Genomic DNA, 12,806 nt, shown 5'->3' with positions numbered 1-12,806 from the left:
CCCCTAAAAGATAAGGGTGGCCAATGGGTCTTCCTTATCTTAACTTAGCTTTGTAATGAATAGCAAATGTTCGATAATCTAATGTTAGGAAAATATCCTATGAAAATTCTTATCTAAGAAATTGGACATCTTTAATGCATGGAACGACCACGTCTGGCCTTTTTTCTGGGGATAAAATACGAATCCCCTATATTCAATATCAAGAACCTTTCGGAACTTGGCAGGATAAAGAATATTTTCTTTAATCCATTCATTTTTTCGATTAATTTTTTCCTCAAGGTCTTTCATAGACCAATATACTCCGGTTAGCTCCTTTTTCTTTAGTTCTTGTAATTCGATCTTAGAAATGAGAACTGAATCTGACGGTATCGGTATTGTTAAGTTAACTGATAATTTTTGCATATTATCTTCCTCCAAAGAACATATGAAATCTTTAAAATAGCTACACAGGTAGAGCTAGTTATTTGCTGGATAATCACCTTCCCAAAATAAAAAGCCCCCTAAAAGATACACACCCAACGTGTGAACTTTTAGGGGGCTTCCCTTTATATTTAATTATTTGATGCTATGTTTTTAAAAGTAAAATTAGATTATGGATATTAAATCATAATATTTATTTTCTGTCAATAAAATAATTTTCAAACGTTAAAAGGATTGATGTGGGTTTGGAATAAAGTTGCGAAGGTTTATCCTTTTGGATATGATGTGTCCAAAGGGTATTTTATGGAAAAAGTAGTATTCCGCAATCGGGCCAATTTGTGGCATATAAAATTTTAAAAGGAGAGGATATTATGGCGAAAAAAATTCATATTTATGACATTACAATGTCCGATGGAGAGCAGTTTAAAAACATACGAATTGAGGGTTCAATCAGTCGTAATTACTCGGGGATTGCGACTGATTTTATCCCTGTGGAAAATACACAAGGCCAAACAGTTGAACTAGTTAAATATCAAATTCTTAAGGCTGAATTGGTTGATATAGAGGAATAAAAAATATGCCTCAATCGGGCGCCTATCTTGAATAAGTTAGGTGTCTTAATTTTTGTGAAAATGATTGCACTGAACTAATTGTTTTGGAATAATTGGTATTAGCGATAGGGTAGAAAAGTTGAATAAAAAGCAATTGAGATATTATAAATGATTCTGGAACGGAGAAAACATTATGGTCAAAATCAGAGGAGCATTAGAGAAGGAAGCGGCCATCTCTAAGCGATATTGCAATTGAATCAAAAACATACGCGGTTACAGCGAAGAATTTATAAAAGCGTGCAAGGGTGATTTAAAAGATAACTAAATAATATATTGAAGAGAATTACGTAAGGACTGGGAAAAATCCCAGTCCTTATTGATCCCTCTTACCAGAGAAAATAATTTGATGACGCCAGCAGAATGGCCAATATATCCACTCCAGTCAGTTGCGAAAGGAAGTTTTATTCTTCGTCATCATCCACTTCAAAATCATCGTCGTCTTCCAATGCTTCTTTGCCAAGGTATGCTTGCAGCATCCAGATATTTTCGTCAAAATGTTCTTTGAAAGCAATCAGTGTATCTTCTAACGCATCATCGTCTTCTTCTTGTGCCAAACGGATAGCGCGTATGGTTAAACCACGGGTGTTCCTGAAATCTTCGATCACAATTTCAATCATTTCTTCCGCTTTCAAATACTTGTCAGCCGGATCTTCCGAAAGCATGGAATATTTTACGAATTCGGCGGTTGTGGAAGCTGGTTTATGGCCAGAAGCGATCAAGCGTTCCGCAATTTTATCGAACCATTCTTCGTTTGTATGGTACATTTCTTTCAATTTGTCATGAAGACTGAAGAAATGCGGCCCTTTCACATACCAATGATACTGGTGCAACTTTATATGCATTGTATGAATATTTCCCAAAATATGATCTGCAATGGCTGCTGCGTTGATTTTTGTGTGGTGTACGTGTTCTTTGTGCTTTTGTTCTTCTTGCAGTCTTTCTTGCGGTGTTTTGTTTTGTGCCATGTTCTATTCCTCCTATTATGTTTACTATTTGCTGTCACTGTTATGAAACAAACTGTGGAAGTGGGTTACATTTTAATTGTAACTTAGGCGACGGCTTTCACCTTTGATTTGATAACTGGATATCCCAGGTCTTCAATCGCCTTTTCGATTGTTTCTATTGCTACGGCTTCTGAGTCAAAATTGGCTTTTACTTTACTTGAGTTGAATAACACTTTCACGCTGTCTTTCTCGATACCGTTCAATCCTTTGACTGCATTCTCGATCTTTTGCATACAGGATGGACAAGATAAGGTTTCTAAATGGATTGTTGCTTTTTGCATTTTGTATCTCTCCTTTTTATAATTGAGACGTTTTGTTCCACCTATTTCTCTTTACATTTTAAGTATAACTGAGGTTCCATCTTTTGAAATTGACGCAGGTCAAATTTGATTAAATATGTCGGGGAAGTTGTTCTGCTTCATGAAGAATACTTCCCCAGTATGATTAAGCAGCCTTATCTGCGTTCGCTGTTTCTGCATTCTTTTGTGTTTTGATATCATTATGAAACTTACTGCCTCTTAAATGGTACCTCAGCAATCTCATCGCGTTGAAGATAACAACCAGGATACTTGCTTCGTGAACCAGCATGCCAATTGACATGTTCATCCATTCACTAAATAACAGGCTTGCTAACAAGACGAACACGACTCCGACTGCAATGGTGATGTTCTGTTTCATGTTTCTAGCGGTTGCTTTTGTCAAACCTAATGCATGCGGCAAGCGACTGAAGTCCGAGTTCATCAGGACGACATCAGATGTTTCAATCGCAACATCTGTTCCGCTTCCCATGGCAATCCCGATATCCGCTAAGGTGAGGGACGGGCTGTCATTTACACCGTCACCGACAAAGGCAACGATTTGCCCTTTTGCCTGCATTTCTTCAATATAAGCTGACTTTCCTTCCGGCAGCATGTGTCCATGTGCTTCTGTTAATGCCAATTCACGAGCAACTAAATCGACCGTTCCCTGGTTATCCCCGGACAAGACGACGAGGTTTTTCACGCCAAGCTTTTTCAATCTTTGAAGATCCTGTTTCACACCTGGGCGAATTTGGTCGCGAATGCCCATCAGTGCCTTTAATTCTCCATCGACCGCAGAGAGAACGAGTGAGTTCCCGTTTTGTTCAAAGCGTTCGATATCTTTTCTGGCCTTTTTGTTCAATAGAATATTTTTTCTTTCCATTAGTGCGACGTTACCAACGACGACACGATGGCCGTCCACTTTTGCGACAACCCCTTCGCCTTTTACAACTTCGGTTTCTTCCACAGTAGAGAAGGTTGTTTCACCAATATCCTCAAGGACAGCTTTTGCCAACGGGTGTTCTGATTCGCGTTCCACACTGGCCAAGTATCCGAGAATTTGCTCTGTATTATTTCCATAAAATTCCTTTTCCGCTACTTCAGGATTTCCGACTGTCAATGTTCCTGTTTTATCAAAAATGATGGTGTCCACCTTGCTAAAGTCCGTGATGACTTCACTGCCTTTTAACAGCACACCGTTTCGTGCACCATTTCCAATGCCGGAAACGTTGGATACAGGTACCCCGATAACAAGTGCGCCAGGACAACCTAATACGAGAATCGTGATGGCCAGTTCCACATTTTGAGTAAACAGCCAGACAATGGCACCAAGAATTAATACAGCTGGCGTATAATATTTGGAAAACCGGTCAATAAAGCGTTCAGCTTCTGATTTAGAATCCTGCGCCTCTTCCACTAACTCGATAATGCGGCCAAAGGTCGTGTCTTCCCCGACTCGATCTGCTCGAATTTGAAGGGTTCCATTTTCCAGGATGGTTCCTGCAAATACTTCAGAATCTTTTGTTTTACTTACTGGTACAGATTCACCGGTAATACTTGCTTCATTGAGATGCCCTTCACCCGTCAACACGGTTCCGTCTACGGGCACTTTTGCACCAGTTTTTACTAACAAGATATCGTCTTCATCTACATCATCCACGTCTACTTCTTCAAAGTCCCCATTTTCCATTTGGATCAATGCACTTTCCGGGGCTATCTCGGTTAATTCCTTGATGGCGGAACGGGTTTTGTTTAAAGTACGTTGTTCCAAATAAGCGCCAAATAAGAATAAGAACGTTACGATTGCTGATTCTTCATAGTTTTGAATGAGCAATGCGCCAATAACGGCAATGGTGACTAATACATCAATACTGACAACTTTTACTTTTAATGCCTGATACGCTTGAATGGCAATCGGTGCGATTCCGAGAATCGATGCAATGATGAGCGACCAGTTGAAAATGAACATGTTATCTAGACCAAATCGACCAAAGAAGCCAAGGGCAATCAAAATGGCACTGATCAGCGTAATTTGATTTTTCTTCCCTAAAATATATCCCTGCATGCTGTTTCCCTCCAGATTTAATTATTGTTTAATTGATGATTCCAGTATAGAATGATGTTGGGTAATAATAATTGAGTGCGGTCAAGTTTTGAAAATGTTTATTGTTCTTGAATTAAGCAGCTTTTACTTTCGTTTTGATAATGGAGTAGCCTAAGTCTTCAATGGCTTTTTCCAGCTTCTCAATTTTAACGGTTTCAGCATCGAAATTCGCCTTGACCTTACTGGAGTTGAACAGAACCTTCGCGCTGTTCGGATCGACACCTTCCAGTTTTTTTACTGCATGATCAATCTTTTGAATACACGACGGACAGGATAAAGTTTCTAATTGAATGATTGCTTTTTGCATAATATATTTCTCCTTTACAAGTTATTTAATAAAATTCTTTTGTTTTCTTTTTACACTTACAACTATAGAGTATTTCCAGCTAATAATAATTGACTGCGGTCAAGTTTCGAACAAATTCTAATAAAAAAACGAAGCAACCATGTATAGTTACCTCGTTTTTTCCACTCTGTTGTTATTCACTTTCCTGGAAGCCCCCGATTGCGGAACTAGCGAGTATTTTTGGAGAAGATAATGTTCAATTAATGCATAATCGTTTGATACTGTTGATGAAAAACTGGGAGGTGTTGGTGGTCAGGTTGAATTAAACAATGAATCAAGAATTAATGAAATAGATTTTATTGTCGACAAGGTTAAAAAGAACTTTATATTTTAAAAAACAGTGATAGTAACTAAGAGTGCCTAAATACGGACTCTTTTTTGTTAACTTCTCTTGAGTGGTTGTTCGGTCAATGGAGCCATTCCGGAATAAGAAGCAGCAGTCCTGGGTGTGTAAGCATATTTTTATATTGCAGAAAGGTCCATTAGATTTAGAAGATTTTAATACCTTAAAAGGATTTGTACTCAATTGTATTGAACTATAGCAATAGCACATATACAAAGGAGTTAAATTTATGTCCAGGAAAAAGGGAACAAAATTTGATGAAATTGATGTAGGCAGAATGAACATTGTAGATGAGGACGAGACGATTCGGATGGCGTTAAGCAACAAAGAGCATTTTTCAGTCCCTTTGGTGATTAACGAGAAACCAGTACAAAGGGAAGGTTTACCGAGGACAGGCGCTATTTTTTATAATGATGAAGGAATTGAATGTGGTGGTTTAGTTTTTGCAAACGAAAAAGATAATAAAGGTTATGTTACCCAGCAGGCAAGTTTAACGTTTGACCCGTATCTTCAAAATGAAATCTTTGGGATGGGAATGGTTGAACGAGATGGAAAAAGAGAAGTCCGGTTGGAAATAAATGATCAGCCGGATTTCCCCATTACGGATGTCGCTGAGAAATTAGTCGAATTAGAGAATGCTCCAAAAGAAGAAAAAGAATCCTATATAAAGGAACTAAAAGAAAATGATGCACTTGGCCATAACCGAATACAAGTGGTAAAAAACCGTGACGGTGAAGCAGAAATCAAATTGTCCGATAGCAAAGGTAATCCCCGTATTCGCTTAGTTGTCGTTGCTGATGATGTACCGAAGTTTGAATTTTTGATCAGGAAGGTGAAGTCATCTACAGTTTTCCACAGAAATATTGTTTAGTGCAACAAACGGGCGCTAATACGGAATAAATGCTATTCCTGAATTGTGCCAGATTCTGGAGGAAATAGTCAGTTTTAAAGTTAGTTTTTTTGTGTTTCAAATTTTTAAAGGGAGTATATAAATGACCATCATTACACCGATAATTATTGTATTTGTTATCTCATTTTTGCTGCTGTTTATATGGATTTTCAAGGGTGAAAAAGAGGAAATTAAAAAGAAAAAAGGAAAGGTATTCGCTGCTATTGCAGCTGCATTTATACTTGGATTAGCTCCTACTGTAGTAATTGCTTTATTATTATTTGCACTGTTTGGTTCAACAAACATTGCTAACACAATGTTTTCATTAGACGTTAACACAAGTAAACTTATGCTTTTAACGGTCGTTTTAGTTATTTATTTGTATACTGTCGATAGCTTCTTTTCGGTGTTGATACAACATATCACGGGAAAAGGAAAAGACATATTTTATCATATTGCTATACTGCTTATACGAATCCTTGCTTTTTATACTATTGGATTAATAATTGGTTTAAGTCAAACAAGCAATTTCATAATTGCAGTAGTAGCATCCTGTATTATCTTCTTTATTGATAATTTAAAGGGAAAAAATAAAGCGAAGGAAAGCTCTGGATAGCGTCAAATAATGGATGTTACAAATAGTGAATACCGTTATTCCAGAAAAGGGCGCTAATCAGGAACAAGGTATTGGTTCAAAAATGAATATAAGGACCATTAAACGGAATAACTTCTTGTGGAAATAACAGATGTTTGAAATAATTGTTATTCAGTTAAAGAGCAGGTTTCTTTAATAGGAGGAACAGCACGATTACTTGTACTTGAAATAAAAATAATTGACCTTAGGTGGATTGACAATGCAGACAGATATTTCAATTTTTCTTGCATTTGGTGCAGGAGCATTAACTTTTGTTTCACCTTGTGTATTTCCGTTATATCCAGCGTTTTTGTCATATATTACTGGATTGAGTGTATCAGAGATACAAAGTGGTAAATTGAAAGGCCAACGAAAAGCAATTTTTCATACAGTTTTCTTTTTATTAGGATTCTCAATAATCTTTTTAGTCCTGGGTTTTGGAACAACAGGAAGTGCGACTTTAATAGAGACTTGGTATTTACAATATGGTGATTTGATACGACAAATAGGAGCTATTTTAATCGTGTTCTTTGGCTTTGTGATTATTGGGGTATTTCAGCCAAAGTTTTTAATGAAAGACCACAACCTAAATATTCAAAATAAACCATCTGGGTATATCGGAACAATGTTAATTGGATTAACTTTTGCAGTGGGTTGGACACCTTGTATGGGGCCAATATTAACAGCTACATTAGCACTTGTTGGCGCAAATCCATCACAAGGTCTATGGTATATGACTTCTTATGTATTAGGCTTTAGTATTCCGTTTTTCTTAATGGCGTTTTTTATTACTAAATTTACGTGGTTAAAAAAATACAGTGGTCTTTTTATGAAAATAGGTGGCACAATTATGATCGTAATGGGAGTTATTTTATTTTTTGATAAGTTTTCGCTTTTTAATTCATTATTAGCACCGATTTTTGGAGATTTCCAAGGGTTTTAGTCCTTTGAGATACTGAAATCATTGTGAATAACGTGATTGGGGAATATTAAATATTTGTTCAAGAAAAGGGCGCAAGAAAGGAATAAGAGCGTGCTCTCCTGAGTCGGGCCATTTTGCGAAATAAATCTTTGTGAAAATAATAGAAACTTGAAATAATTGTTATTAAGTTAAGGTGCAATTTTCTTTCTTAAAGAAAGCCATAAAGATGAGAAGATTGAGAGAAGGGAGGTTTATATGGTTTATATGGGTAAACGTAAAAAAGCAACCTTAATATTTGTCACAACGATTATTTTTATATATGGAATCTTTGCAGTTATAGAAACGATAAATTTAAGTTCCAAAACTGTAGATGAGGCTTTTGAAAAATTCATAAATAGTGAATTTAAAACTGATGGGGCTCAGAATGAAATTGGTGATAAAGCATTTTATCGAGTTGATAATTACACTTTTGTTCCATTTGAAGTAGGAAACAATGTATCATTAGTACAGTTTGAAAAGGGTATATTTGGTTGGAAACGAAAATATTATTCTCACAACGAAAATGGGGACTACTCCTATTCAAGTGTTCAATCAAGTAAAAATAATCTTTTCCACGGAGTTATACCAAAAGATTTAGTTACTGAAACCAAGAATATAAAAGTTAACGGTATAGATGCAGAAATTATTATGCTTAATGACAAAGCTGGAATTTGGATAATGATGAACGATAATAATGAAGATAATCTCAATAACATAAATATAGACTTTTTAAATGCTGGAGGAAATGTTGTAGTCGATCAATTATAAATACAGGTTAAAATTCTTTAATTAGTTACTTGGTATGGTTAAGAATTACACTTAAACAAACGGGCGCTATACGGAAGAAAGAAGCTTCGCCCTAATGTTCATTATCGGCCATGATTGTTGAATAAAAACTGGTGAATGCAGTAAGTTCACTCTAATTAAATCGAGTGTTCTTATACTGAAGGTAGAAAATCTATTCTTTTTTGAATTCACACCATTTGATTGTTTTTATTTGATAATATTGGAGGAAGAAAAAATGTAAAGGGGATGAATTTTATGAAAGCTATTATTTTTGATTTTGATGGGACTTTAGCCAATACATTACCAATTTGTTCTTATGCATTTCAGAAGGTCTTTAAGGAATTTGATAATAAAAACCTTTCTTTAGATGGGATAAAAGCAATGTTTGGTCCATCAGAAACTGGTATTATTAGAAAAAACCTTACTAATGTAAATAAAGAACAAGCAATTGAATTGTACTATAAAGCGTATTCAGAGAATCATTCTAATTTAGTTAAACCTGATAAGGAAATTGATGATATGATAAAGCATCTGAAAGACAATGGCATTAAAATAGGAATTGTTACCGGTAAGGCAAGAAGGAGTTTAGATATTTCCTTAAAAGCCCTTCAAATGGATAAGCTTTTTGAGATTATCATAACAGGTGATGATGTTGTTAAGCCAAAGCCACATCCAGAAGGAATAATTAAGGCGTTATCTTTATTAGGTGTGCAAAATAATGAAGCTATGTTTATTGGAGATAGTGATGCTGATATACAAGCAGGAAATCAAGCAAATGTACATACGGTAGGAGTACAGTGGTTACCCGATTATCATACCCAAGAATTTAATACTGAACCCAATTCTTCTTTTGACAGTGTTCAGCAGCTTGTTGATCTTGTTAATAAAGGTGTTCAAAATGAGTTATAAATGGTTAGAATGGGCAAAGAGGATACAATCATTATCACAAGCAGGATTGACTTTTTCAAAAGACGTTTATGATATTGAAAGATATGAAGAACTACGAGATATAAGTGCCGAGATTATGGAAGAATACACAGAATTAGAAATGGAAAAAGTGAAGAATTTATTCACAAATGAAACAGGTTATCAAACACCTAAAATGGATGTTCGTGGAGTTATCTTTCAAGATAATCAAATCCTATTTGTCAAAGAAAAAATTGATGATAGGTGGTCTTTACCCGGAGGTTTTTGTGAAATTGGTTTGTCTCCTGCTGAAAATATCGTAAAGGAGATAAAAGAAGAATCGGGTTTTGACGTTACTCCTACCAAGGTACTTGCTGTTTTGGATAAAAATAAACATCCGCACCCACCTGATCCTTATCACTACTATAAGTTATTTATCCAATGTGAGATTGTTGGTGGACAAGCGGAAGTGGGCATAGAGACAAAGGGAGTAAACTTTTTTAGTGAAGAGGATTTGCCCCAACTATCCGTAAACAGGAATACGGAATCTCAAGTTAAATTGCTATTTGAAAGTTTAAGAAACCCAAATAAAAATACGATTTTCGATTAGCTATTTCAAACTGCTCAGATACAGCTTTCTTCAATTAACGGAGCGCAGTTATGGAAGAAGCACTGTGCCTGAATCGGAGCCTTATGTGGAACAAGATACTTATTGGAGGTGCTAATATTAGCGATTTTATTCCTACTGATGAGCATAAAAGTTTTAAAAATAAATTACTGATTCGTAATTTCGTTATTGCTCCAGTAACTATAAGTTTTGCAGTTTATTTATATAGTTCTCTTCTTCTAGGTGAACTGGTAAACCTTAATGTCCTACTGTATATGGCTGCTGCGACTCTTATTATAGTATCAATAGTTTGGATTTCAACGAATACAGATAACGAAATTAAAAAGGAAGAGCAAAGGGAATTTAAAAAGAATAATAAAAGCAAAAAGCGTATCGCTGTTGAGTATGTTTTAATTATTCTATTATTTATCGTATTCGTTGCTTACGCCTGGCAGTATTAAGCAAACGGGCGCAGTTGTTAAATAAGCGATTGCGTCAATACTGAACAATAGGGCCATGTTGAGAACATTTTGTTGGTGACAGAAAACAGAATGAGTGACGCAGGAAATTAATATTATTTACACTTTGCTACGGGGGATACTTATGAAAACTCATTATTATTTAGGTTGGTTTAGCAATTTTTTTCCAGAGAATCTGGGCAGGGTTTTACAGGAGGATATAACTGATAGAAAATCGCTTGTTATGATTAGCTCGAATCCATCTTTTTATGAAGATGATGGTGCTACTGAACGCTCATGGCTTGATCAGGCCGGCATTATGTTTGATGAATATCATTTAATTAATTATCGTGTACAGAAGGAAGATGCCCAAACGTTAATTCAAAATGCATCAGTCGTTTTCTTGTTGGGTGGAAGTATTCTTAAACTAAATGGTTTTTTGATGGAATATGAATTGTCGGATTTGATTAAAAAAAGCAGAGCCGTTGTTATGGGAGCAAGCGCTGGTGCGATCAATATGTCCGCTAAATGGTTATGCTCGAAAAACTTTGGGGATGAAATAAGCTCTGTTTACGACGGAATCGGCTTGATGATTTTTCCGTCCTGTCTCATTTTGATCTTGAAAATAACATTGCGCTGGTTCAAAGTGAACTGTCTCCCTTATCGGAAGAAATGAATATTTATGCGTCGAACAAAGATTGTGCTGTACGTACAAAGGGAGACAAAATTGACATTATTGGCAATGTATATTTAATTTCCCACTCAAAAATTCAGAAATTGGATGAGACGCTCTAGTTGTGGTGAATGGCTATGGCTTTTCTTCGTTATCCAGAAAGCATAGATGTGCAGAACATTCTTAAGCAAACGGGCGCGATTCACTAATAAGAAATTGCGCTAATATTGCATATAAGGGTCAGATTGTCGAGGAATATATTCGTGTATATGGGAGGGGATTTTGTGTCTGATAAAACAAGTAAAATTATAATGATGGGTATCTTAATATGTTTAGCAATAATTGCGTTTAAGCCAACACCATCTTTTCATTCTAACTTTCCATCCTCATTGGATGTAAGTGCGCATAATGGTGAGACAGTAGTTCAACTCGCAGAAAATAGAATAGCAATTGTTGATACCAATATCAATTCAGGTATGCGTGGAGAAATGTTTGTACTTGAATTCAATGAGGATGAGAAAACTTTTGAATTGATAGGAAGATATAACTATGTTGACTTCTTCCGGAATCCCCAAAAGTATAAATAGTCATCAATATTTCACCAAGGGAGTGCGTTAGCACAAAACCTAAAAATCAATTATTGAGGTTTTATTATAGGCCTTCAATCTTCTGTTATCGGGCGCTTGTTTAAGATGATTAGCATTTACAGTAGTTATCCTAATACAATTAGGGGGAAGAGAAATTTTGCTATTTTTATATGTGATTCTGTTTTTAATTTTTGGTTATAGTTTTGTCCTATGCTTGATTAACGCTATTAAGGAGGAAATATCTAGTCATATACCTGCTCTGCTCTTTATTATCTGGTCTTTTTTAGCAATAACGGTTAGTGTGGAATTATTGACTTTATGATAAAAGTTCTTGTTAAGCTAACGGGCGCCTTTCCCTAATAAGGAATAGCGCCAATATCGCATATATGCATTTAGTAGAGGCACAACAATGTGAGGGAAAAGGGGGAAAGGAAGAATGATAGGTACAGTAGTTTTCGGGCATACCTTTACAGCGATAATAGGATTTATTTGTGTGTTTTCATCAGTCCTGTTGGCTATTTACGCAATTAGTTATATTATCAATCAAAAGAATAATCGAAAATTTAAGGAACTTGCTTTTTCCTCCGCTATATTAGCCGCGATAGCTTATTTGATATTGTTATTTATTCTTGATAGCTAATATGTTTTTATGATAAATGGTTATACGACAAATGGGCGCAAGAATTAAACAACGATGGACTGTTCATCAGTCCGTTTTTCTTGGTCTTTTTCAGTTAACGAGCAGGAGTAAATTATAATTTTGGGGGTATTTATGGAAATTTATCAATTTAAGAAAGAAGCAGGTAAGAAAATTACGAAATTCAATTCTGACTTTATTATGTCACGAATTACCCAAACTCAAAAAGTAGCACATATAGGATGTATGCATTTAGATAAGAATGGAGTAATTGGTTATCACCAAGCAGTTGTACCTCAGCTTCTTTTAATTGTATCTGGAGAAGGTTTAGTTAATGGGTTAACTGCAATTGTAATAGAAAGCGAAGAGTTGAACATTTCATCGTTTATGCCTTTACAGCAATAACAGATGTTCAACTATCGGATGCTAATCGGGAATAAATGCTATTCCTAATACGATCGGGCCATTATGTTGAATAAACCACATCATTTCAACTACATAATTCGTTTATAAAAATGAAAAATATTTTCAGGAGGTTATC

At 35.6% G+C, this 12,806-nt stretch carries 16 protein-coding genes and 1 pseudogene; 12 read left to right on the top strand and 5 right to left on the bottom strand.

Annotated elements, in window-relative coordinates:
* Positions 1 to 84 precede the first annotated feature (84 nt).
* Entirely contained in the window at positions 85 to 402 is a 318-nt protein-coding gene (locus G6R02_RS14600) for a DUF771 domain-containing protein (protein WP_164669985.1), read from the bottom strand.
* A gap of 389 nt (positions 403 to 791) precedes the next feature.
* On the opposite strand from G6R02_RS14600, the gene G6R02_RS14595 reads away from it, so the two are divergent.
* Positions 792 to 992, top strand: a complete 201-nt coding sequence (locus G6R02_RS14595) for a hypothetical protein (RefSeq protein WP_164669984.1) — start codon at positions 792 to 794, stop codon at positions 990 to 992.
* Positions 993 to 1,432: 440 nt separating this feature from the next.
* On the opposite strand, the gene G6R02_RS14590 is transcribed toward G6R02_RS14595, so the two are convergent.
* The 4 genes from G6R02_RS14590 to G6R02_RS14575 all read right to left on the bottom strand — a co-directional run bounded on the left by G6R02_RS14590 (position 1,433) and on the right by G6R02_RS14575 (position 4,745).
* Positions 1,433 to 1,996 carry a Dps family protein gene (locus tag G6R02_RS14590; RefSeq protein WP_164669983.1) on the bottom strand — a complete coding sequence of 188 codons (564 nt, stop codon included), beginning with the start codon at positions 1,994 to 1,996 and terminating at the stop codon, positions 1,433 to 1,435.
* A gap of 83 nt (positions 1,997 to 2,079) precedes the next feature.
* Positions 2,080 to 2,316, bottom strand: a complete 237-nt coding sequence (locus G6R02_RS14585) for a heavy-metal-associated domain-containing protein (protein WP_164669982.1) — start codon at positions 2,314 to 2,316, stop codon at positions 2,080 to 2,082.
* A gap of 163 nt (positions 2,317 to 2,479) precedes the next feature.
* Entirely contained in the window at positions 2,480 to 4,399 is a 1,920-nt protein-coding gene (locus G6R02_RS14580; protein WP_164669981.1) for a heavy metal translocating P-type ATPase, read from the bottom strand.
* Positions 4,400 to 4,511: 112 nt separating this feature from the next.
* Positions 4,512 to 4,745 carry a heavy-metal-associated domain-containing protein gene (locus G6R02_RS14575; RefSeq protein ID WP_164669980.1) on the bottom strand — a complete coding sequence of 78 codons (234 nt, stop codon included), beginning with the start codon at positions 4,743 to 4,745 and terminating at the stop codon, positions 4,512 to 4,514.
* A 611-nt stretch (positions 4,746 to 5,356) separates the two neighbouring features.
* Here G6R02_RS14575 and G6R02_RS14570 point away from each other — a divergent pair.
* The 11 genes and pseudogenes from G6R02_RS14570 (at position 5,357) to G6R02_RS14520 (ending at position 12,670) form a co-directional block, all read left to right on the top strand.
* Positions 5,357 to 5,998 carry a hypothetical protein gene (locus tag G6R02_RS14570; RefSeq protein WP_164669979.1) on the top strand — a complete coding sequence of 214 codons (642 nt, stop codon included), beginning with the start codon at positions 5,357 to 5,359 and terminating at the stop codon, positions 5,996 to 5,998.
* Between the two features lie 121 nt (positions 5,999 to 6,119).
* Complete coding sequence (locus G6R02_RS14565) at positions 6,120 to 6,632, top strand: hypothetical protein (protein WP_164669978.1); 513 nt, start codon at positions 6,120 to 6,122, stop codon at positions 6,630 to 6,632.
* A 238-nt stretch (positions 6,633 to 6,870) separates the two neighbouring features.
* A complete protein-coding gene (locus G6R02_RS14560; protein ID WP_164669977.1) occupies positions 6,871 to 7,593 on the top strand; it encodes a cytochrome c biogenesis CcdA family protein in 723 nt (240 codons plus the stop codon).
* 243 nt (positions 7,594 to 7,836) lie between these two features.
* Positions 7,837 to 8,379 carry a hypothetical protein gene (locus G6R02_RS14555; RefSeq protein WP_164669976.1) on the top strand — a complete coding sequence of 181 codons (543 nt, stop codon included), beginning with the start codon at positions 7,837 to 7,839 and terminating at the stop codon, positions 8,377 to 8,379.
* 273 nt (positions 8,380 to 8,652) lie between these two features.
* On the top strand, positions 8,653 to 9,306 hold the full coding sequence (locus G6R02_RS14550; protein ID WP_164669975.1) for an HAD family hydrolase: 654 nt from the start codon (positions 8,653 to 8,655) through the stop codon (positions 9,304 to 9,306).
* Entirely contained in the window at positions 9,296 to 9,913 is a 618-nt protein-coding gene (locus tag G6R02_RS14545; protein WP_164669974.1) for an NUDIX hydrolase, read from the top strand. Before G6R02_RS14550 ends, G6R02_RS14545 begins: the two co-directional genes overlap by 11 nt.
* 50 nt (positions 9,914 to 9,963) lie before the next feature.
* Positions 9,964 to 10,371 carry a hypothetical protein gene (locus tag G6R02_RS14540; RefSeq protein ID WP_164669973.1) on the top strand — a complete coding sequence of 136 codons (408 nt, stop codon included), beginning with the start codon at positions 9,964 to 9,966 and terminating at the stop codon, positions 10,369 to 10,371.
* Between the two features lie 142 nt (positions 10,372 to 10,513).
* Positions 10,514 to 11,163, top strand: a pseudogene (locus tag G6R02_RS14535) (Type 1 glutamine amidotransferase-like domain-containing protein).
* A gap of 162 nt (positions 11,164 to 11,325) precedes the next feature.
* Positions 11,326 to 11,628: a hypothetical protein gene (locus G6R02_RS14530; RefSeq protein ID WP_164669972.1), complete on the top strand. Its 303-nt coding sequence runs from the start codon at positions 11,326 to 11,328 to the stop codon at positions 11,626 to 11,628.
* 436 nt (positions 11,629 to 12,064) lie between these two features.
* A complete protein-coding gene (locus G6R02_RS14525; protein WP_164669971.1) occupies positions 12,065 to 12,268 on the top strand; it encodes a hypothetical protein in 204 nt (67 codons plus the stop codon).
* Positions 12,269 to 12,400: 132 nt separating this feature from the next.
* Positions 12,401 to 12,670 (top strand): cupin, encoded by a 270-nt coding sequence (locus tag G6R02_RS14520; protein ID WP_164669970.1) that lies wholly within the window; start codon positions 12,401 to 12,403, stop codon positions 12,668 to 12,670.
* Positions 12,671 to 12,806: the final 136 nt, after the last annotated feature.

Source organism: Virgibacillus doumboii (assembly GCF_902806455.1).
Taxonomy (GTDB): Bacteria; Bacillota; Bacilli; order Bacillales; family Amphibacillaceae; genus Lentibacillus; species Lentibacillus doumboii.
Note: the sequence above shows the minus strand (reverse complement) of the source record. Positions and strands in the feature narration are given on the sequence as shown.

Bases quoted from the DNA above. Each gene is read 5' to 3' on its own strand.
- G6R02_RS14590 (WP_164669983.1), bottom strand. From the start codon at position 1,996: ATGGCACAAAACAAAACACCGCAAGAAAGACTGCAAGAAGAACAAAAG.
- G6R02_RS14520 (WP_164669970.1), top strand. From the start codon at position 12,401: ATGGAAATTTATCAATTTAAGAAAGAAGCAGGTAAGAAAATTACGAAA.
- G6R02_RS14585 (WP_164669982.1), bottom strand. From the start codon at position 2,316: ATGCAAAAAGCAACAATCCATTTAGAAACCTTATCTTGTCCATCCTGT.
- G6R02_RS14555 (WP_164669976.1), top strand. From the start codon at position 7,837: ATGGGTAAACGTAAAAAAGCAACCTTAATATTTGTCACAACGATTATT.
- G6R02_RS14595 (WP_164669984.1), top strand. From the start codon at position 792: ATGGCGAAAAAAATTCATATTTATGACATTACAATGTCCGATGGAGAG.
- G6R02_RS14560 (WP_164669977.1), top strand. From the start codon at position 6,871: ATGCAGACAGATATTTCAATTTTTCTTGCATTTGGTGCAGGAGCATTA.
- G6R02_RS14540 (WP_164669973.1), top strand. From the start codon at position 9,964: ATGGAAGAAGCACTGTGCCTGAATCGGAGCCTTATGTGGAACAAGATA.
- G6R02_RS14580 (WP_164669981.1), bottom strand. From the start codon at position 4,399: ATGCAGGGATATATTTTAGGGAAGAAAAATCAAATTACGCTGATCAGT.
- G6R02_RS14600 (WP_164669985.1), bottom strand. From the start codon at position 402: ATGCAAAAATTATCAGTTAACTTAACAATACCGATACCGTCAGATTCA.
- G6R02_RS14570 (WP_164669979.1), top strand. From the start codon at position 5,357: ATGTCCAGGAAAAAGGGAACAAAATTTGATGAAATTGATGTAGGCAGA.
- G6R02_RS14550 (WP_164669975.1), top strand. From the start codon at position 8,653: ATGAAAGCTATTATTTTTGATTTTGATGGGACTTTAGCCAATACATTA.
- G6R02_RS14575 (WP_164669980.1), bottom strand. From the start codon at position 4,745: ATGCAAAAAGCAATCATTCAATTAGAAACTTTATCCTGTCCGTCGTGT.
- G6R02_RS14525 (WP_164669971.1), top strand. From the start codon at position 12,065: ATGATAGGTACAGTAGTTTTCGGGCATACCTTTACAGCGATAATAGGA.
- G6R02_RS14565 (WP_164669978.1), top strand. From the start codon at position 6,120: ATGACCATCATTACACCGATAATTATTGTATTTGTTATCTCATTTTTG.
- G6R02_RS14545 (WP_164669974.1), top strand. From the start codon at position 9,296: ATGAGTTATAAATGGTTAGAATGGGCAAAGAGGATACAATCATTATCA.